The organism is Streptomyces sp. NPDC001787, from assembly GCF_040297465.1.
In the GTDB taxonomy this organism is placed as follows: domain Bacteria; phylum Actinomycetota; class Actinomycetes; order Streptomycetales; family Streptomycetaceae; genus Streptomyces.
In genome coordinates, this window is sequence record NZ_JBEOZE010000060.1 from 1 (window position 1) to 19499 (window position 19499).

General features: G+C 70.3%; 20 protein-coding genes and 1 pseudogene. 13 read left to right on the forward strand and 8 right to left on the reverse strand.

Features of this window, described 5'->3' with window-relative positions:
* Positions 1-930: 930 nt before the first annotated feature.
* Entirely contained in the window at positions 931-1647 is a 717-nt protein-coding gene (locus ABT170_RS40120) for a hypothetical protein (protein ID WP_329940326.1), read from the forward strand.
* Entirely contained in the window at positions 1644-2117 is a 474-nt protein-coding gene (locus tag ABT170_RS40125) for a helix-turn-helix domain-containing protein (protein ID WP_329940325.1), read from the forward strand. The genes ABT170_RS40120 and ABT170_RS40125 overlap by 4 nt, the downstream gene beginning before the upstream one ends.
* Before the next feature lie 37 nt (positions 2118-2154).
* On the opposite strand, the gene ABT170_RS40130 is transcribed toward ABT170_RS40125, so the two are convergent.
* Positions 2155-3555 carry an amidase gene (locus ABT170_RS40130; RefSeq protein WP_329940324.1) on the reverse strand — a complete coding sequence of 467 codons (1401 nt, stop codon included), beginning with the start codon at positions 3553-3555 and terminating at the stop codon, positions 2155-2157.
* Between the two features lie 47 nt (positions 3556-3602).
* Between ABT170_RS40130 and ABT170_RS40135 the strand changes: the two genes are divergently transcribed.
* Both ABT170_RS40135 and ABT170_RS40140 read left to right on the forward strand, forming a co-directional pair.
* Positions 3603-4253 carry a TetR/AcrR family transcriptional regulator gene (locus tag ABT170_RS40135; RefSeq protein ID WP_329940323.1) on the forward strand — a complete coding sequence of 217 codons (651 nt, stop codon included), beginning with the start codon at positions 3603-3605 and terminating at the stop codon, positions 4251-4253.
* Positions 4250-5122 (forward strand): alpha/beta fold hydrolase, encoded by an 873-nt coding sequence (locus tag ABT170_RS40140; RefSeq protein WP_329940322.1) that lies wholly within the window; start codon positions 4250-4252, stop codon positions 5120-5122. Before ABT170_RS40135 ends, ABT170_RS40140 begins: the two co-directional genes overlap by 4 nt.
* A gap of 143 nt (positions 5123-5265) precedes the next feature.
* On the opposite strand, the gene ABT170_RS40145 is transcribed toward ABT170_RS40140, so the two are convergent.
* Positions 5266-6336 carry a GlxA family transcriptional regulator gene (locus tag ABT170_RS40145; protein WP_329940321.1) on the reverse strand — a complete coding sequence of 357 codons (1071 nt, stop codon included), beginning with the start codon at positions 6334-6336 and terminating at the stop codon, positions 5266-5268.
* 99 nt (positions 6337-6435) lie between these two features.
* On the opposite strand from ABT170_RS40145, the gene ABT170_RS40150 reads away from it, so the two are divergent.
* The 3 genes from ABT170_RS40150 to ABT170_RS40160 all read left to right on the forward strand — a co-directional run bounded on the left by ABT170_RS40150 (position 6436) and on the right by ABT170_RS40160 (position 7875).
* The gene (locus ABT170_RS40150) at positions 6436-7260 is read left to right on the forward strand and encodes a dienelactone hydrolase family protein (protein ID WP_329940320.1); all 825 of its coding nucleotides are present in this window, start codon (positions 6436-6438) and stop codon (positions 7258-7260) included.
* A gap of 76 nt (positions 7261-7336) precedes the next feature.
* Positions 7337-7504, forward strand: coding sequence for a hypothetical protein (locus tag ABT170_RS40155; protein ID WP_266932778.1), 168 nt, complete (start codon positions 7337-7339; stop codon positions 7502-7504).
* A 77-nt stretch (positions 7505-7581) separates the two neighbouring features.
* Positions 7582-7875: a hypothetical protein gene (locus tag ABT170_RS40160; protein ID WP_351876132.1), complete on the forward strand. Its 294-nt coding sequence runs from the start codon at positions 7582-7584 to the stop codon at positions 7873-7875.
* A 137-nt stretch (positions 7876-8012) separates the two neighbouring features.
* Here the strand turns inward: ABT170_RS40160 and ABT170_RS40165 are convergent, their stop codons facing one another.
* Together ABT170_RS40165 and ABT170_RS40170 are read right to left on the reverse strand one after the other, a co-directional pair.
* Positions 8013-8291 carry a hypothetical protein gene (locus ABT170_RS40165; RefSeq protein ID WP_351876134.1) on the reverse strand — a complete coding sequence of 93 codons (279 nt, stop codon included), beginning with the start codon at positions 8289-8291 and terminating at the stop codon, positions 8013-8015.
* A gap of 4 nt (positions 8292-8295) precedes the next feature.
* Positions 8296-8808 carry a hypothetical protein gene (locus tag ABT170_RS40170; RefSeq protein ID WP_329940327.1) on the reverse strand — a complete coding sequence of 171 codons (513 nt, stop codon included), beginning with the start codon at positions 8806-8808 and terminating at the stop codon, positions 8296-8298.
* Positions 8809-8961: 153 nt separating this feature from the next.
* Here ABT170_RS40170 and ABT170_RS40175 point away from each other — a divergent pair, with 153 nt between their 5' ends.
* The 4 genes from ABT170_RS40175 to ABT170_RS40190 all read left to right on the forward strand — a co-directional run bounded on the left by ABT170_RS40175 (position 8962) and on the right by ABT170_RS40190 (position 11696).
* Positions 8962-9303, forward strand: a complete 342-nt coding sequence (locus ABT170_RS40175; protein WP_329940317.1) for a PadR family transcriptional regulator — start codon at positions 8962-8964, stop codon at positions 9301-9303.
* A complete protein-coding gene (locus tag ABT170_RS40180) occupies positions 9300-9980 on the forward strand; it encodes a hypothetical protein (RefSeq protein ID WP_329940316.1) in 681 nt (226 codons plus the stop codon). Before ABT170_RS40175 ends, ABT170_RS40180 begins: the two co-directional genes overlap by 4 nt.
* A 352-nt stretch (positions 9981-10332) precedes the next feature.
* A complete protein-coding gene (locus ABT170_RS40185; protein ID WP_351876139.1) occupies positions 10333-11295 on the forward strand; it encodes a nitroreductase/quinone reductase family protein in 963 nt (320 codons plus the stop codon).
* A 14-nt stretch (positions 11296-11309) separates the two neighbouring features.
* Positions 11310-11696 (forward strand): VOC family protein, encoded by a 387-nt coding sequence (locus tag ABT170_RS40190; protein WP_329940314.1) that lies wholly within the window; start codon positions 11310-11312, stop codon positions 11694-11696.
* Between the two features lie 36 nt (positions 11697-11732).
* On the opposite strand, the gene tpg is transcribed toward ABT170_RS40190, so the two are convergent.
* The 4 genes from tpg to ABT170_RS40210 all read right to left on the reverse strand — a co-directional run bounded on the left by tpg (position 11733) and on the right by ABT170_RS40210 (position 17063).
* On the reverse strand, positions 11733-12290 hold the full coding sequence (gene tpg / locus ABT170_RS40195) for a telomere-protecting terminal protein Tpg (protein WP_329940313.1): 558 nt from the start codon (positions 12288-12290) through the stop codon (positions 11733-11735).
* 9 nt (positions 12291-12299) lie between these two features.
* Entirely contained in the window at positions 12300-14519 is a 2220-nt protein-coding gene (gene tap / locus ABT170_RS40200; protein ID WP_351876144.1) for a telomere-associated protein Tap, read from the reverse strand.
* A gap of 130 nt (positions 14520-14649) precedes the next feature.
* Entirely contained in the window at positions 14650-15825 is a 1176-nt protein-coding gene (locus ABT170_RS40205) for a ParB/RepB/Spo0J family partition protein (protein ID WP_351876147.1), read from the reverse strand.
* Positions 15822-17063, reverse strand: a complete 1242-nt coding sequence (locus ABT170_RS40210; protein WP_329940310.1) for a ParA family protein — start codon at positions 17061-17063, stop codon at positions 15822-15824. Before ABT170_RS40210 ends, ABT170_RS40205 begins: the two co-directional genes overlap by 4 nt.
* 713 nt (positions 17064-17776) lie before the next feature.
* On the opposite strand from ABT170_RS40210, the gene ABT170_RS40215 reads away from it, so the two are divergent.
* Positions 17777-18889 (forward strand): bifunctional DNA primase/polymerase, encoded by a 1113-nt coding sequence (locus ABT170_RS40215; RefSeq protein WP_351876150.1) that lies wholly within the window; start codon positions 17777-17779, stop codon positions 18887-18889.
* Positions 18886-19499 (forward strand): annotated as a pseudogene (locus ABT170_RS40220) (DNA primase); the annotation flags it as partial. The gene ABT170_RS40215 and the pseudogene ABT170_RS40220, both read left to right, overlap by 4 nt.

Below are 19499 nucleotides of genomic sequence, written 5' to 3' on the forward strand. Positions count from 1 at the left end.
CGTGCTCCCGGATCACCTCGCGCATCGTGTCCCAGCGCGCGTCGCCCGAGTCCGGGTACCAGCCGGTGACGTACGCCCCCTCGAACGGGCTCCCACAGCGCTGCGCGCTGTGCAAGCGAAGCGGCTCGCTCCGCTCACCGCGCCGTGCGCAGCACGGCGCCCCTTTCGCTTCGCTCAATGGGCAAAGCGAAGCGGAAGCTCGGCCCTTCCGCTTCGCTTCAGGACCAACTTCAGGGCTTTGCACTGAAGTTGAGAGTGGGTTCGCTCCGCTCTCCCACCAGACTCTTTTGGCTGCGCCTTCAGGGCAGAAGCCCGCTTCGCGGGAAGTCATCCTGAGGGGCGAGATACCGGAACGAAGCTGCATCACCTTTAAATGATGCATGTAGTTTTAGCGAAACTGACTCACACGCTCCTGGAACGGCCCTCTGGAGGCCTTCCAGGGGAACCCAAGGCTGAGAGTCCAACTGGACTCCAAGAGGCCCTGAGGCGGGCATACAGGCTTTTCCAGGGAGTGTTGAGGGTGCGTCACTCCCTCCCCGGTCCGGCCCGAGGGGACAGTACCGACTGGCACTTGGACGGTCAGTGCCGCGGCCAACGGTGGACCTCAGCCACCTAATACTTACGAATGGGAAGAACCCGCAGGTCAGAAGCGTGGGTTGAGGAAGATGTGTCTACTCAGGAGGTACATATCTCCAGCGATGTGTACCTCCTGAGTAGACACATCGCGGGTTGAATGTCAGCGAGACTGACAGTTTTGTGTGCGAAACGTCAGCGTGGCTGACGTTTCGGTGGCGTTGCGTTGGACGGTCGGTCAGGTCCACGAAAGGGTGAGATCTGTCCCCCCTGGGGGGACACAACACGCTGGAACGTCAGCGAGACCGACATATATGTCGGTCTCGCTGACATACTGTTGCCTCCAGGATCAGCGAAGTGGAGAGCAGCGTGTCACCCGAGCCGCAACGCCGCCGTCCCGGTCCGAAGCCGGTGCCGCGCCCGACGTCGCCACCGCTCGACGAGGAGATCCAGGCGTGGGGCAAGCCCGCCCGGCGGGCCGATCTGGACTCGGTCGCTCGCCGCTACCCGGGCCGGCAGCTGTCTCTCGGCAGCGAGCGCAAGCCGATGGAGTTCTACGACACGGCGGAACGTCCGAAGGCGTTCTCCATGGACTCGCTGGAGTTCTTCTTCCTGATCGCACAGTACTTCCGTGAGGCACTGCCGCTGCGGTTGATCCTGCTGATGATCGCGTGTCAGAAAGCGGGCGGGCTGATCCGGCTGACCCAGGATGAGATGTCGACGGTGCTGGACGTGCACCGCGGGAAGCTCAACGAGGCGCTGCAGGAGATCATGAGCCATGGGATCGTGTTCAAAGTGCGCCGGGGTGTCTACCAGTTCAACCCGCCCTACTCGTACCGTGTAGCAGAATTCATCCCGGGCACCGAGACCGTCGAAGCCGACTACGTACAGGTCGATCAGGACAAGACCCTTGCGAAGATCCGCAAGGACGAGAGCCTGCCCGACCTGGTGCGGTTCCCGTCGCTGGAGCACATGCGCCAGGAGATCGAGGAACTGCGCAAAGAGCGCGCAGAGGAACGCGCTGCACGCCGACGGGCCCGCGCGCAGCGCCAGGAGAAGGGAACAGCCCAGTGAGCACCTTGAAGTGGTCGGCGACCAACGCGGACAGCCTTCTCGCCGACCTGGACCTGCCGCCCGCCGCCTACCGCGCACTGCTGAAACTGCGGGGACGCAGCGAGGCCGGTGGGCTCATTGCCATGGACCAGGCCACCCTGGGCACTCTCCTGAACCTGAGCCGCCCCAGCGTGAACGCCGCGCTGCGGAACCTGGAGCTGGCCAGGCTCGTCAAGAAGGTCCGCAACGGCGTCTACCAGATCAACCCGATGCTGGCGGGCTACAACTGCCCCGAGGACGCGGAGGACGCCGTCAAGGCGATGCCCAGGGCCGACCGCCTCGACAACAAGAACTATGTGGCGAGCTACCACAACGCCGTCGCCGCCTACCAGGACCAGCTGGCCGAGCAGCGCAAGAAACGAGCCGCCACAGCCGCCGCCAAGAAGGCCACCGCCGCCAAGCGGCGCAACTCGCTGCACGCCGTCGGCTGACACGCCCACCGCTACGGCGGCTGAAGGCGCAGCGTCCTCAGCCACCGTAGCGGTGGGCCCATGGCAGGGCCTCCTCCAGTGCGGCGGAGACGCCGAGCAGGAGGTCCTCACGGCCCCAGCCGGCCGTGAGCGAGACTCCCAGGGGGAGTCCCTGGGAGCTCCAGCCCAGCGGCAGGCTGATGGCCGGGTACCCGGTGGCGTTCCCGATGACGGTGTTGCCCGTGAAGGCGGTCATCGCGGCCAGTTCTGCCGCCGGATCGTCGTCGTCGCGGAGCTGGCCGATGAGTGTCGGAGGGGTCGTCACGGTCGGGGTGATCACGATGTCGGCGTCCGCGTAGTCGAGCGTCCAGGCCCTGGCGCGGGCCTGGACGACGCCGATGGCGGCTGCCAGTTCGCCCGAGCTGTACTGCTGTGAGCGGGTCCGCAGATGACGGACGATCGGGCGCAGGGCCGTCTCGTCGAACGCCATGACCCTGGACCCGACCAGCGCGGTGAACATCACCTGGAACCCCTCGGTGAACTCCGGGTCGGGCGCCTGGTCCCGGGCGAACACCTGATGACCCTGCTCGGCCAGTGTCCGGGCGGTGAGTTCCGCCGCCGCGGCTACCTCGGCATCCACCGGGGACCCCGACACCGACCCCTGTGCGAGCGCCACCCGGAGCCTGGGCACGGGTGCGTCGCAGGCGTTCTCGTAGCTGTCGACGCGGAGCGGATGCACGGTCCCGGCTCCCGTACGGGTGGTCAGCGCGTCGAGGAACGCGGCCGTGTCGCGTACGGTGCGGGCGAGCGGCCCCCGTACCGAGAGCCCCATTCCGTCGGAAGCGGCCGGCCCGGCCGTGACGAGCCCGCGACTGGGCTTGAGCCCGACCACACCACAGGCGCTCGCGGGAGAGCGCACGGATCCGGCGGTGTCACTGCCCTGCGCGAGGGGCACCAGCAGAGCACCGACCGCAGCCGCCGCACCGCCGCTGCTGCCCGCCGCGCTGCGGCTGAGGTCGAACGGGCTGCGCGCAGGCTCCGACACCTCTGGCTCGGTGTAGCAGGCCGCGCCGAACTCCGGAACGGTGGTCTTGCCCAGGCTGATCAGCCCGGCGTCGGTCATGACGTCGACGATCTCGTCGTTGTGTCCGGGAACCCAGTCGCGGAAGAGCGGGGAACCCAGCGTGGTGCGTACGCCCTCCGTCGCCTCCAGATCCTTCACCGCGGTGGGCACACCGAACAGGCGTGGCAGCCCGGCGCGGTCCGAGGAGCGCAGCGTGCGTGCGGCCCCGGCCGCCGCTTCGCGGGCCCGGTCGGCCGACACCGTGGTGAAAGCCCCCACCCGGTCGCCACCTTCGATGCGGGCCAGCAGGTGGTCCACGACTTCGGTGGGACTCGTCTCCCCGCACGCGTACGCGGCGGCCAGTTGAAGGGCCGAGAGGTCGTGCAACTCCGTCATGGGCGCTCCCATTGATGTTTCGTTACGCGTATCGATATGGTGCGGGCATGGCAGGCGAGAAAGCAAGTGCTCCGAGGAACGGCCGCCCCCGGGCCGTGACGCTCGACGCGGTCCTGGACGCGGCGACCGAGATGGCCGACGCCCGGGGCCTCGACGCGGTGACCTTCCGGGCGCTCGCCGACCGGCTCGGGGTGTCTCCGATGGCCATCCACCGCACGACCGGCGGGATCGAGGCACTCCAGCACGCGCTGGTGTCCAGGATCGTCGGCGAGGTGACCCGGTCGGTGGTCTGGCCGGACGACTGGCGCGGTGTCGTCCGGTTGTTCGCGGACTCCCTCCACGACCTGCTCATGCGGCATCCCGTCGTGCTGGAGGCGCACCGCCGCGCCCCCCTCGTCGGGCCGGGCGCGGACGACACCGCCCACCGGGTCGTCGCGGCCCTGCGCTCCGCAGGACTGGACGACGCGTCCGCCGCCTACGCGTACGGCACCCTGCACGACTTCGTCACCGGCCATGTGGCGATCCGCCTCGGCCGCCGTGCCCCGGAACCGGATCCGTCCCCGCCCGGCGGCGGGGTCAGGTCCGTCTTCGCGGACCACCACGACTACGACCGCCGGTTCGCCTTCGGTCTCGACCTCGTCATCGGCGGAATCGCCGCCGCTGCCGCCACTCCCGTATCGCCCGAGGAGCAGAGATGACCCCCTCCTTGCAGGACCTGCCCGAGACGGTCCGTCTGACGGCCCCCGGCGGGCGCCGTATCGCCTATTGCTCGTACGGGGACCCCTCCGCCCCGCCCGTGATCGTGCTGCACGGCACCCCGGGCAGCCGCTTCGAGGGGGTCGCGCTGCGGCAGGCGGCCACGGACGCGGGCCTTCATCTGGTCTGCCCGGACCGTCCCGGATACGGCGAGACCGATCCCGTACCCGGCCGGGGCTTCCACCGCTGGAACGACGACTTCGTGGCCCTGCTCGACCACCTCGGTCACCAGCGGGCGCCGCTCGTGGCGATCTCGGGCGGCGGCGGATACGCGCTCTCCGCCGCCCAGGCTCACCCCGAGCGGGTGACGAAGCTGATCCTCGCGTGCGCCGCCGTCCCCGGAGCGCCCCGGGAGGCGTACGCGCGCCGGATCCCGATCGTGAAGTGGCTGAACGGGCTGGTGCGCTGGGCCCCGGTGATCGCCCGGCCGATGCTGGCCGGGACGGGGATCTTCAAGGGCATGAGAAACAGCGAGCCGCGCCTCGATGCCTGGCCGCTCGCCGATCAACTGATCATGAGGGAGAAGGAGTTCCAGGAGCTGTCGGAGCTGGACACCACCGAGGCCCGGCGTCAGGGCATGGACGCGGCCATGGTCGATCTCGCCGGATACTCCCGCCCGCTGCCGAATTCACTGGGATCGATCCGGGTGCCGACCGTGTTCATCCACGGGGAGGCGGACGGCAACGTACCCATCGAGGTGGCGCGTTGGGCGCACGCGCAGATCGATGGCGCGGAACTGCGCACGATCCCCGACGGCGGGCACCTCTTCCTTCTCATGGACGCGGAACCGCTCCTGCGGGAACTCACCTGACCGGGGCGCGCGGCCGAGGTCGCGCTCGGAGGCCTGAGGCGTCCCGGCCGTACGGCCACGGTCTCCTCCTCGCTCCGCTGGAGGAGCATCCTGTGCCACGAACAGACACATGGATCTCCCGATGAGGCGAAACTCCGCGAACACTACGGCACACGTCGGACATCCGGCCGTGTGCCGGGTGACTCGGGTCGCTGTCCGTCGAATCGGGCCGCTGTCCGCCGGGCCGGCCCGTCCCGGTCGCTGCCGCGGTGGAATGTCGCGCGGTACTCCTTCGGGCGCCGGCCCGTGTGTCTGGCGAAGATGCCGCTGAACGTCCCGGGGTCGCGGTAGCCGACATCGGCGGCGATGGCCGCGACGGTCTTCCCGGTCGTCTCCAGCAGGTGCCCGGCCCGTCGCACCCGGGCCGTCTGCAGGTACGACAGTGGCGTCTCGCCGGCCTCGTCGCCGAAACGGCGGAGCATGGTCCTCGTGCTGACGTGGAACTCCCGGGCGAGGGCGGGCAGGTCGTAGCGGGCACTGAGGTTCTGGTCGAGCCACCGCTTGACCCCGAGCGAGAACTCCCTCCCCGCGGTCGGGATGAGCCCCGTGTCGACGTAGGGAGCCTGTGTGGAGCGTGCGTCGTCGACAAGCGCGATACGCGCCGTGCTGCGGGCGACACGGGGGCCGTCATGCTCACGGATGAGCTGGAGCGCGAAGTCGTACATGGCGCTGAAGGCCGCTGTGGTCGTCACCCCCCGGTCGGTCACGACCAGGTTCTCCGGGCGCAGACGCACATCGGGGTACCGGCGGGCGAACCGATCCGCGAACAGCCATGACGTGGTCGCCTCGCGCCCGCCGAGGAGCCCGGCCTCGGCGACCGGGAAGGCGCCCACGCAGATCGATACGACAGCGGTCCCCGAGGCCGCCTGCGATCGGATCGACGCCACTTCCGGTCCCAGGCCCGCGAGTGCCGCGTCGAGGTCGGGCGTGGGCGACAGCTCGAAGCCCGGCACGATCAGGACATCGACCGGGCGCACCGGCGAGACATCGATGGCCGAGCCGCCCGACGCGAGCACCCGCCGCCGGGGAGAGACCACCGTCACCTCGTACGCCGACGGGAACGCCCCCTGCGCCGCGGCGACATGAGTGGCCATCGTCAGGAGGTCGGGAACTCCGAACACCTCCGACGCGAAGCAGCCGGGGTAGGCGAGCACTCCGATTCGCAGCGGACTCATACAGGCCCTCCGGCGTCGTGGGACGGGTGGCGATATTACCGGGGAACATGGCGATTCCGCCGCTTCTCAGGAGGGCGGCCATTGATCATCATCTCGGTCATGAACATCTTGCGAGGAGAGCGCGACCCCCTGGACGACTTCACGCGGAGAACCGTCGGCGTCGAGGGCGTCGACAAGACCGTGTACGTTGCCGGGTCGGGACCGGCAGTCGTCCTGATGCCCGAGATGCCGGGCATCAGTCCCGACGTCGCCCGGTTCGCGCGCTGGGTGCGCGATGCCGGATTCTCCGTGTACCTGCCCTCCCTGTTCGGCGTCGACGGTGCTTATCCGCTCGCCGACGCCCAGGAGACCGTCGTCCGACGCGCGTGTGTCAGCGCCGAGTTCCGGGCCTTCGCCGGTGGAGGCACCAGCCCCGTCGTCACCTGGCTGCGCGGTCTCGCCCGCCTGGCGCACGCCGAGTGCGGCGGGCCCGGTGTCGGCGCCGTCGGGCTGTGCTTCACCGGCAACTTCGCCTTGACCATGGCTCTCGAACCCGCCGTCATCGCACCGGTGGTCAACCATCCGTCGCTTCCGCTCGACGACGCCGGCGGGCTGGAGATCAGCGACGAGGACGCCCTTGCCGTGGCCGAGCGCGTGGCGCGGGACGGGCTGAAGGTTCTCGCCTACCGCTTCGACAGCGACAAGTGGTGCACCGGCCAACGGTTCGCGGCGTACGAAGCGCTGCTCGGGGACGCGTTCGACGGGCGCGTACTCGAAGGCGGGGCGGCGAACACGAACCCGCCGCCCTTCTTCCGTGATGTCGTCGGCTGTGCCCACAGTGTCGTCACGGCGCACCTCGTCGACCAGGAGGGCCACCCCACCGTGCAGGCCCGGAACGAGATCATCGCCTTCCTGGCCGAGCGGCTCGGAGCGCGTCCGGAATGAGCCCGGGGCGCTGTCGTCGCGTGCGGCGGAGGGCCGTCCGGGGTTACGCCACCGCCCACGGCGGTACGCTCCGGGCATGGCGGAACAGAAACCTCCGGCGGGCTACCGGCCACCGGAGATCACCTACATCGGATGCGCCCAGTGCGGCACCCAGATCGCGGGGCTCGACGGTCGGTACGCCTGCCCCGGGTGCGGCTGGGTGAACGACTGGTCCGAGGGCCACGCGCCGCTCTCCGACAGCTGAACGCCCCGCTCCATCTCCGGGAGCCGCCCCACCGCCGGGAGCCGGCGGACGCCGTCGTCGCGGGGGCGGGTACGGACATGGTCACCTGGCTGCTGGTGGGGCTGCCGTTCGGGCTGGTCCTCGGTGGGGTGGGGGCGGCCATCAGACGGCCTGGAGTGGTCGGTCTCCTCGCGGCGTTGACGGTTCCGGTGGGTGCTGTCGTGCAGATGGTCGTGCTGCCGCCCCGACCGCACCTCACCGCGACCCCGGCCGTCGTCCTCGCCGAGGTGATCGTCTGGACGGACGCCGTGGCAGGCGCCGGCTGGGCCGTCCACCGCTTCTGGGCCGGAAGGCGAGTGGTGCTGTCCGAGCGGCGCGCTCAGCCCGGCTGACCACTGGTGCGCCCCGTGCGACATCGCGAGCGCCTCGGGGACAAAGTGCGCCCGGGTCCATCGCCGAGTGCTCCCGGGTCCATCGCTGCGACCGCCTCCCCGGCCCTGATCTCCAGGGACATGCCGTACGGAAGCCGTCAGTTGACCGCTGCGGGGCCGGTGGCCTTCCGCTGCATCCGCCGCATCCGCCGCAGCGCGAGCAGACCTCCGACGCCGGGGATGACGGCGCGCCATCTGGTGCCCGGGAGCGGGGTACCGGGGGTGTTCCACACCACGAGGACGGTGACGAGATAGGCCGTGCCGTGCACGGGGCCGCCCAGCGACGAGACGTACCCGGCGTGCACGGTGAACAGGTTGAGCAGCAGCAGTGCGAGGGAAACGGCCTCGACCGCGGACGCGATGCGCAGGGTTCGCACGGCTTCAGGCTCCTGTCGTGGAGCCGGGACGGACGATCATCAGCACGACGACGGCCGCCCAGAGCAGGTTGAAGACGCCTGTGGTCATGGCGAGGCGTGCCGCCGCCGACCGCATCGCCGCCACGCCGTTCCCGGCCGGGGCCGCGCCGGTGCCCGTCCCCGGTGCGGCGGGGGCCGTGTGCTGGGCGAGCAGCCGTCGCTGTCCCGGCAGGACCACCATCAGCAGCAGGGCCGCCGCGACGGCCGTCAGCACGATCGACGCGAGCAGCCAGGCATCGGTCAGGACGCCGAGCTGGGCGCCGGTGGCGACGCCGAACACCGGTACGGCTATGCCGACGGCCGTGTACCCGCGGCAGATCTTGTGCAGGAACGCCGCGGTCCCGCTGTCCTGCTCCCCCGGGCCCTCGCCGTCCGCGGGTGGCTTGGCGTAGCGGGGGAACATCGAGGCCGCGACCGTGATCGGCCCGATCGCCAGGATCGCCGCCAGGACGTGCAGGGACAGCAGCAGTTTGGTCATGGGAGCCCTCTCCGGGCCGATGGCCGCGAAGCCGCTCATCAGCGGCACGGAGCCGCTCATCGCAGGTCGGCCATCAACAGGTTGGTTGCCAATGGATTGGTTGCCAACCGATAAGTAGCACATCCATGGAGCGTTTGGGTAGGCTGCCTGACTATGAAGACGGACGCGGTACGCGGGCATCTGGACGGGCTCCTGCTGTCCGTGCTGGAATCCGGCCCCCTGCACGGCTACGCGATCATCACCGCGGTCTCGGAACGCAGCAACGGCGTGCTGGAGCTGCGCAAGGGCACCATCTACCCCGCCCTGAACCGGCTGGAGCGGCTCGGACTGCTGCGCAGCGTCTGGGAGTCGGTGGGGGAACGGCGCAGGCGCTGCTACGAGCTCACCGACGCAGGCCGCCGCGGCCTGGCCGCCGAGCGCACCACATGGCGGGAGTTCACCGCCGCGATCGGCTCGGTGCTGGAACCCGCGCCGGCCCCCGGGCACGCGACATGAGGGCGGCCGGACCCCGCACCGACGACCCCATCGAGTCCCACCTCGCCGACCTGACGGCAGCCCTGCACGGCCCTGCCGGGGCCAAGGGCCGGATGGTGGCCGAACTGCGCGAGGGCCTTCTCGACGCGGCACGGGCGATGTCGGCCGAGCCCGGGGGCGAACGCGACGCCGCCCGTCACGCCGTCCGCGAGTTCGGCACCGTGGCCGAGCTCGCGCCGAGCTTCCAGCACGAACTGACCATGGCCCAGGCCCGCCGCACCGCGCGCACCGTCCTCCTGATCGTCCCCGGGCCGGTCCTGTGCTGGTACCTGGTGGCGCTCTCCGCCGGTACGGCCGTCCACCGGCTGCCCGGCCCGGTACAGCTGTGGATCGCCCACCTGGGAGGCACCGCGGCCCTCACCGCGCTGCTGGCCGGGGTGCTCCTCGCCGCCACCGGCTCGCTCGCCCGCCTGCTGCCCACCCCGCGGCGGCTGCCGCTCGTCGTCGCGTGGACCGGCACCACCGCGGCCGCCGCCCTCGCGCTGAGCGCACTCACGCTCACCGTGGCCTCGGTCCTGGCGGCGAACTGGCCGCTGAGCGCGGCAGCCTGCGTCGTCACCATCGCCCTCCACACACGTCTCGCCGCCTCGGCACGTGCCTGCCGCGAGTGCGCGCGTCTGCCCGTCACCGGTCCCTGAGCAGCCGGCCGGAGCGCGAAGCTGTCTCGTGATCTTCCGTGTTGACAGGTCTCTGTCGCCCACATGTAATGGAGCCGGTGTCGCGTGACGCCGGTCAAAGAGCAGTGGGCCGGCCGGTGATCGGGCGAGCACCCTGCATCGAGGGGTCCGTCATGAGTTTCCACTCCGCGCCCTGTATCTGACGTAGCGCAAGCCGCACGTCGTCCTCGCGTTCCGCCGTCACATCCGGCGCTGCGCTCTTCGTCCTTCGGACCGTGCGGCCGCTGCGCCCTGCGCACCTCATCACCGGCCATGACCGCAGTCACTGCGCACTCGCCGGACTCACCCGCGTCTTCCGGAGACACACAGCCGTATGCCCACGTCTTTCAATGAATCGGTCATCAAGGAATTCCGCGCCAACGGAGGGAAGGCAGGCGGCCCGTTCGAGGGCGGGAACCTGCTCCTGCTGACGACCACCGGCGCGAGGTCGGGAGCCGAGCGGACCACTCCCCTCGGCTATGTCCGCCACGGCGACACCCTCCTGCTCGTCGCCTCCAACCTCGGCGCACCGGCCCACCCCGCCTGGTACCACAACCTGCTCGCCCGTCCCGTGGTCCGGGTGGAGCTCGGCACCCGTACGTTCGAGGCTCTCGCGGTCCCCGCCGAAGGGGCCCGGCGTGACGAGCTGTTCGCCCATGCCGTACGGGCGGAGCCCGGGTACGGCGACTACCAGGAGAGGACCTCCCGGGTGCTGCCCGTGGTGGTGCTGGAGCGCGCCGAACCCGACGGCTGGGAGCAACCCGCCGACGTACGAACCCTCGCCGACAAGCTGATGGAGGTACACACCTGGCTGCGCGCCCAGGTACGTCAGGTGAGCGCGGAGGCCGAGGCCCACTTCGCCCTGCGCGCGGCTCACCGGGGGCCCGGTGAGCCGCCGGGCCCTGGACTCGGGCTCCAGATCCGGCAGCGTTGCCTGGCGTTCTGCCAGGCGCTGGAGTTCCACCACACCAGCGAGGACGCGCATCTGTTCCCGGGGATCGCGCGCTACCACCCCGATCTGGGGGACGTCTTCGACCGGCTCCGTGAGGAACACCGCACGGTCGCCCGCATCCAGAGCGAACTGGTGGAGCTGCTGGCCGGGATCACCATCGCCGAACCCCGGCGCTTCCGCGTCGAGTTGGAGAAGATGTCGGCACAGCTGAACGCGCACCTCGACTACGAGGAGGCGACGATCCTTCCGCTCCTGACCGGGGTTCCCTGGCCTCCGGTGCCTCCGGTGCCTCCGCAGGCTCCACCGGAGCGGACGGGTCCGGACAAGGGGATGATGGGTACATGAGAGAGCGAGCGCACGTGCGAGTCAAGGATTTCGATCACCTCGTACTCAACGTGCAGGACGTCGAGCGGGCCCTGGAGTTCTACTGCGGGCCGCTCGGCCTGGAGCCGGTCCGGGTGGATGAATGGCGGGCCGGTAAGGTCCCGTTCCCCTCGGTACGGGTCAGCCCGACCACCATCATCGATCTGCTCGCCCGCCCGCGCAGCGAGTCGAACGTGGACCATATCTGCCTCGTCGTCGATCCGTTGGACTGGCAGCAGGTCATCGACTCGGGCACCTTCACCGTGCTGGAAGGCCCTGTCGACCGCTACGGTGCCCGGGGCGACGCGCAGTCGGTCTACGTACGGGATCCCGATGGCAACACCGTGGAGCTGCGCTGGTATCCGCAGGACACGGAGAGCTGACCGAGGGCCCTCGCGTCGTCCTTGCCGGGGCGGCTCTCAGAAGTCCAGCTCCACGTAGTCGATGTCCGTGAACTCGACCTGAAGGCCCTCGGCACGGCGGCCACGGTCCTTGAAGTACTGCTCCTGAAGGCCCTCGGCGGCGATGTCACGCAGCTGCTGCTCTTCGGCGCCCGCGGTCCGGGCGTCGAAGAGGCGGGCCGCGTACGCCGGGGGCAGATGCTGGGTGATGAGCCGGATGCGGCCGTCGTCGGTGGTACCGGGGGCGGCCGAGAACCCGAACCGGGCCCGGGTCTCGATCACGATGCCGGTCTCCGTGGCGGCCTGCTTCATCGCGCGGTCGCGTACCCGGGGCTGCCAGCGCTTGCGGACCTCGGCCTCCAGTCGGGCGGCGAGCTCCGGGCGCGGTTGCTTGATCTGGCCCGTGAGATAGCGCTCCACGGTGCGCTGCGAGACGCCGAGCAGCTGGGCGGTGGCCTTGGTCGAGCCCTTGAGCTGCTTCACCAGGAAACGCACCTGGGCCCCGGCCGACTTCGGGATCGGGCGGGTCGCCGTGTTGGCGGCGGCCTTGTCGAGGCTGTCTTCGAAGATGCCCATCGAGGTGCTCTACTCTCCGTCGTTCGCGGCGTCGTCGCCCTTGATGTGCCGGGCCGGGTTGAGACCCGCGTCGAGCATCTGCACAGCCCACAGGAGATCCTGGGTGCCCTCGTGCTTGACCATGCCGGGGGACACACCGAGACGGAAGCTGCCGGGGGCCGGCTTCCCTTCGGGCGTGTGCGGCAGGACGTCCAGCGGCGAGGGGCCGTCGGAGAGGTAGACCGCGCAGTCCGACAGCAGTGCCACGGGGATCAACGCGTCCTCGCCGAAGGTGAGATGCCCGTCGGGGACGGGCGAGGACTGGGTGGCGAGTGCCGTCCTGAGGATCTTGCGGTGCATGTTGATCCGGGCCGCGGAGATGACGGCGGCCCGGATGTCGGGACGCCAGGTGGGGCGTTCCAGCGCGGGCCACCGCTCCCCGTACTTGTACGACGCGCCCTGCGGGCGTTCCCGGAGCTTCCCGATGCCGCCCTTGACCGTCGACTTGATCGCGGACAGGACGGTGCCCATGCCCGGGTCGGTCTTCTTGTGGGTGATCATCGCCGTGAGGAACTCCCCCTCCCCCATGCCGGAGACGATGCCGAGGTCGGCCATCGTCTCCTTGTACGCCTCGCTGAGGTGCTTGTACCAGGGATCGAGGTACGGGCCCGAATCGGGCCGGACCCAGGCTTCCAGCGGGGTGAGGGTGACGGGCAGCCGGTAGGTGGCGATGAGCTCGTACGCGTACGCCACCGTGGGCGTCGCGTACCAGGCCGGGCCTTCGGGGCGTACGCCGTGCGGAGTGAAGGGGGACGGCAGACGGGGGTCCAGCTCGATGGCGGACAGATCGATCAGCCAGGCGCCCGGCACCGTCTTGTCGAAGGCGGGCCAGGTGACATGGACCGGGGCGCCGAGGCCGACGGGGAGCCGGTTGGCGGCGGCGAGGAAGGCCGTGTTGACGTCGATGCCGACAGCGTACGGGCGCTCGCACTCGGCGTCGGTGAGCAGTTGGGGATCACGGACCCACTCGTACGCCTCTTCGTCGAGCACCTCGGCCGGGGTCCGCTGGTGTCCTCGGGGGAACAGGGCGGCGACGACGGGGTGTTCGTCGGGGGCCTCCGGGGGGGCCGGGTCCACCGGTTCGGTCAGGGAGCCCGGGACGGGGCCGGACAGCCAGCCGCCGGAGGCCTCGTCCTTCACCGCGCGGGTCGGCGGGCGGAGCGCGGTCATCAGTTCCAGGCCGGACACGGCGGTGGAGCCGCGCGGGGTGATGACCCTGCGGGCGAACGTGCCGAGCACCACCGCGAGTTCCTCCGGCGGCAGGTGGTCGGCGCCGCCCCAGGAGCGGGCGTCGAGCGCGCCCCACGGCAGGACCGCGAACTGTACGCACCGGCGCCGGCCGGAGTCCGCCGGGCGGTAGATCCGGGCCCAGGGGCCGAAGCCGCGCCGGGTGAGCTGCCAGTGCGCCTTGGCCAGCTGCTTGAGCACTTTGTGGCCCTCGGGCAGCCGCAGGCCCCTGCGGTCCTCCAGCGTCGGGGGGAGTCCGAGGCGTTCGGCCGCTGTGGCGGTGAGGACGATGAGCGGGTCGCCGTCCTTTCCGTTGCGGTTCAGCCGGGGGGAGCCCAGGCGCGACTCGGCGAGGGTCCACTCGACCAGTGAGGCCATGGTCGTGGCCGGGCAGTCCAGGACGAGGCCGCCGACGCAGTACAGCGACCCGTCGCCGTCGAGCACACCCAGCGGGCCGTTGGCGAAGCGGGGGTCAGGGGGTGCGGCGGTGGCGGTCTTCACGGGGGGCCTCGTGAAGACCTTTGTGGAGGCCCTCGCGGGGGTCTTCGTCTCGGGTGCCTTCGTGGCGGGCGTCGGGCGTCGGGGAGGTTGCTCGGCGGTCCGGGGAAGAGGTGTCCTTCCCGCCGCCGGAGGCACGGGGGCCGGTTCGGGGGCGGGGGCGGGGGCGGTAGCAGGGGCCTGGACAGGGGGTGCCGGGGGCGCCGGTTCGGGCTTCGGCGGTTCGGCGGGGTAGAGCTCGGCGAGCTGGTTCAGCAGACGTGCGTAGGCCTCGCGCTGGGGCGGGCGTGGCTCGGTCTTGCCGTTCTCCCACGAGACCACCGTGGCACGGCGGACCTTCAGCGCCGAGGCCACCTGCTCCTGGCTCAGCCCGTGGGCCTTGCGCAGCCGCTCCCGCTCCGCCGTCGGCGGCAGCGGGGACTGCCCGGCGATCAGAGCGTCGACGGCGTCGAACAATTCGGACATGAACACCTCCCGTCGCATCGTATCGATGGGTGCGGACTTACCGCGTACTCAGGGCGTACACCTCGCGTACAGGCGCGGCCCGGGGCGTCCCGTGCGGCAGAACCGCCGGGGCGTCCCGGGCCGTGATTGGTCAGCCCTTGAGCTCGGCGCGGTTCTTCTCGGCCAGGAGCAGGGTCAGCCGGGTGCGCTCCTGGTAGGGCATGTGCTCGCAGATCAGGGTGGCGAGAGCTACCGGGTCGTGCCAGGGCACTTCTCCGTCGACCGTGTTCTCCCGGGCTCGGGGAGCTCCGGTGGCGCCGGGCTGGGAGGGCAGCGCGGCACCGGTCGGGTCGCTGTCCGCGATTATCACGGCGTGATAATCGCCCGTGGGGGCCGACTCCCCCGGCGACTGGTCGTCGCGGATTATCACGGCGTGATAATCCGCGGACCGCTCGGACTCCCCCGCCGGATCAGGGTCAGCGATTATCACGCCGTGATAATCGCCTCCGGGCTCGTGCTGCCCCACCGGCTCGGCATCACGGATTATCACGGCGTGATAATCCGGAGCCTGAGCCACTGGCTGAGCCGGCTGGGGCTCGGGCTTCGGCCTGCGGCGGCTCCGGTCCGCGTCCAGGGCCCGCGCGTCCGCCGCCGCTCGCTGCTCCTGGGGGTTCAGCTTGCCGAGGTTGCGTACGTGTTCCACCTGGCGCTCCCCCGCCAGCAGCTCGGCCTGGAGGTCCGGTGACAGCTTGAGCAGGGAGAGCTTGGAGGAGATCGAGGCCTGGGAGAGGCCGAGCCGCTTGGAGGCCTTGGTCTGGCTTCCGTAGAACGTCACCAGCGCGTCGAGCGCATGGGCCTGTTCCAGGTCGGTCATGTTGTCGCGCTGCACATTGGAGACGAAGGCGGCTTCGAGCAGTGCCTCATCGGTCGCGACCCGGGCGTTGTCGACCTGGACCTTGATGGTCCGCAGACCGGCCCGGCGGGCGCCTTCGAGACGGCGGTGGCCGTCGATGACGATATGGGTGGTGCCGTCGTCCAGATCCGCTGTCCGGTCGGGACGCTCGTGGAGGTAGGCCTCGACGGTGGCGACGGTGATGGCGTTGACGACGCCGAGCTCATGGATGCTCTCCGCCATCCCGTCCAGGTCCCGCAGATGGTCGCGCGGGTTGTCGGGGTTCTGGCTGATGGCACCGACGGGCAGTTCCGTGGGGTCGGGAACACCTGTCGTGGGGGCGCCGGTGGCGGCGCCGATGGCCGCGCGCCGGGCGCTGACGGCTCGGGCCTGGCCGAACGAGGCGCCGGCTCCGAGCTTGTCGGCCTTGCTCATGAGATCTCCCGTGCGAGGGCACGCATGCCGACGGCCTGGTCGGACTTGGGGGCGTACGCGAGCAGGGGCCGCTTCAGCCGTACCGCTTCCTTCTGTTCCTTCAGGTCACCGATGACGCCGACGACGCGTGGTTCCTTTATGTCCATCCAGGCCTGGAGCGAGGAGGTGGCGATGTACCCGCGACGGGCGTCGTAGTGGTTGACGACGATCCCGAGGTAGTCGAGTTCCAGGGCCAGGTCCCCTCGGAGGTCCTCGATCTGAGTGGTGAGCAGATCGTAGGCGTCGGCCGAGCTGTCCTCCGCCTGGACCACGATGAGCGCGCCGGAGGAGCCGGGGGGCTCATTGCCACGGCGGCGGCCGTAGTGCACGGCGGCGTCCATGCTCAGTCCCAGGCTGGGCGGGCAGTCGACGATGATCACGTCGTAGTCCGCCTCCACGGGGGCGAGCGCCCGCTCCAGCGCCGCCTCCCGGGCCCGTACCCCGGAGAGGCGTACATCGAGGAGGAAGGCGTCATTGCAGCTCGGCAGCAAGTGGAGCCGCTGCCCGAAGCGTTCCTCCTCGATGGGGACGATCAGATCCCGGAGCTCTCCGGTGGTGTCGCCCGCCATGTGCTTGGTGAGGCTGTCACCGTCCATCGGCAGGGGGGTGTACCCGAGCTGCTTGGTGAGGTGGCACTGCGGGTCGAAGTCGACCAGCAGGACCCGCAGGCCCATACCGGGAAGGTCTTCCAGCGCCAGCGGGTCGGCGGAGCCGTCCTCGTCGAGGAGTGCGGCGAAGTGCTTGGAGACCCGTACGGGATACAGGGCGCCGGAGTCCTCGGCCAGGGCCTCACCGGTCCCGGCGGTGATCGCGGTCTTGCCCACGCCGCCCTTCTGGTTGCAGACGATGATGCGGCGGGGGATCTCGGGACGTTCCACGGTGGGGGCCGGGTTGGCCTGGAGCCAGACCTGGACGGCCTGGGCGAGCCCCTGGATGAGGGAGACCTTGCGGTCGGCCGCCGTCGTCTTGAAGGTGTCCCACTGGCCGACGGGCAGCCAGGTGGAGAAGGAGTCGGCGCCCGAGGTGTCGACCTGGGCCGACACCGAGGCGAGACCGCACCAGATGTCGACCGACTGCTCGACGGCCGTCTGGATCTCGATACGGAGCTGAGCGGCGCGGACCTTGAGGTCCTGCCGGAGCTGTCCGGGCAGTTTGGAGACGACCTTCTCGCGGTCGCCGGGGGTAGCGGGGGAAGCCATGGAGTGAACTTTACTAACGAAGAGACGGCGTTGGGGCAGCGACACGTTAGTTTTCACTACTTGGGAGGTCGATTATCACGGCGTGATAATCAACGGCCCGGTGGCGGTGGGGTGCTGGGCGATTATCACGGCGTGATAGTTCGTGATCTTGGTCCAGCCCCGGGACGGCTCGGGGTGACCCGGCGTCAAGGCAGATTCCAGCCGGGGCGCGCCGGGGCGGGTGCGATTTTCGGTCGCTGCCACAAGGGGGCGGGGGAGTCGCTCCGGCGGTTCAGTCGCTGTGGTCGCTGCCGCCTGGGCGGCCTTCCCTGCTCAGCTACTGAAGGGCAGCGACCGGACGGAACTTCAGTAGCTGTCCTTCGGAAACGCAAAACACCAGGTCAGAGGGGTAACAGTCAGTGGACAGCGACTCAAGCGACCGAAGGTCTGGGTATATGAAGACATTCACGTGTGCGCGTGTGCGTCATATATAGGTGAGTTGAGTCGCTTCAGTCGCTGTTTTGGCTCTGGAATATGCTCTGACCTGCGGTTTTACGAGTCGGGGTCAGACAGCGACTCAACGCTTCCAGTCGCTGAAGCGCCCGGCGTCGGGGGATCGGGGCCCAAGGTCGACACGATGCAAGATTCGGTGAGCTACGTTCCGTGCGCCGGGCATGTCTTCGCTAATCTATGTTCGTCGTTGAGTCGCTTCGGTCGCTATGAGGGGGATGTGGATGGCTCCTGAGCTGCGCCTTGTGGGCCTCGACTCCTCGCGGTCGGCCCCCGTGCACCCGGTCGTTCCGCAGGCTGTGGCCACCGCCCGGTGGTGTGCCGAACAGGGCTGGCCGGTGCACCCGCTCGCTGCCGGGCGCAAGACGCCCGCGGGGAACTGCGATGCCTGCCGCCGGCCGGGTCACACCCACCGGGGCTGTGGCTGCGCTGCCGAGGGCCGCTGGTGCCACGGCTTCCACGCCGCCACCCGTGACGCCGACAGGATCGATCAGTGGTGGGGGAGGAACCCCGAGTTCGGGGTGGGGGTCTCGTGCGGTCCCGCGGGACTCGTGGTGATCGACATCGATGCCCACCCGCAGAGCCTGCCCGCTCGGGAGCGGCTGCTGCCGGGCATCCCGATCCCCGAACAGGTCGACCTCACCGGTCTGACCCACGGCTTCCACACGCTCGCCGTTCTGGCCGCGCTGCGGGGCGCCCCCGACCCGGCGGCCGACGGGACGACGCTGCGGGTACGGACCCCCTCGGGCGGCCTCCACGTCTGGTACCGGGCCCCCGACGCCCGGCAGTGGCAGTGCTCCACCGGCTCGGGCAACGGGCGTGCCCTGGCCTGGCAGGTGGACGTCCGCGCGCACGGCGGCTACATCATCGCGCCCGGCACCACCACCGCCGCGGGCACCTACACGGCGCTCGGAACGACCCGGCACCCCGCGGTCCTGCCCGCCTGGCTGGCCCAGGAGCTCGAACGGACGGGACACCTGCCCCCGGAGCGGCTCCCCGGCCCCCGTCCCGTCCCGTCCAGGGCCCTCCAGGCGGTCATCGCCGCCGGTGGCGGCCGGGAACGTACCGCCGGTGCGCTCAGCGCCGTACTGGCCGAGGTGACCGCTTGTGCGGCCGTCGCGGAGGGGGCAGGGTTCTCGGAAAAGCTCAACCGCGCCTCGTACACCGCAGGCGGACTCGTCACCGCCGGACATCTCACTCATGAACAGGCCGAACAGATCCTTCAGTCAGCTGCCGCTGTCGCCCGCCCGGGGCAGGACCGGCGAGCCGCCCAGATCATCCGTAGCGGAATGAACGCCGGTTCGCGCCGGCCGCTGTACCTGGGGAGGCACGGATGACTCCGACCGGCGACGGCTCGTTGTTCGATTTCGACGCCCAGGCAGTGGCAGCCGACATCATCGCCCGGACCACGAACCGCGCGGGCACCTCCACGGCGGAGCCCACGGCACCCGCACCGGTCCCGGCGCAGGGCGGGACGTCCCTGCTCCAGGAACATGTGTCGCCCGCCGGTCTGATGCCCGACACCCTGACGGACCGGGGCAACGCCAAACTCTTCGTGAAGCTCTACGCGCACGACTACCGGCATGTCACCGGCCTGGGCTGGTACCGCTGGGACAACACCCGCTGGCAGAGCGACGAGGACGACACCGTGCTGTGGGCCGCGGGGGAGATGGCGGAGAACATCGCCACCACCGACCCCCGGGGTGTGCACTCCGACGCCGCCCTGCGCAAGCACCGCCGCCGTGCCCTGAGCACTTCGGGGATGAACGCGCTTCTGGTGCAGGCGAGGTCGGCGCCGGGGATGGTGTTGAGTGCGGGGGTGCTGGACGCGGATCCGTATGTGCTGTGCACCCCGGCGGGGATCGTGGATCTGCGGTCGGGGGTGCTGCGGGTCCCGGACCCGGACCGGGACTTCCACTCACGCTCGACATCGATCGGGCCGCGGCG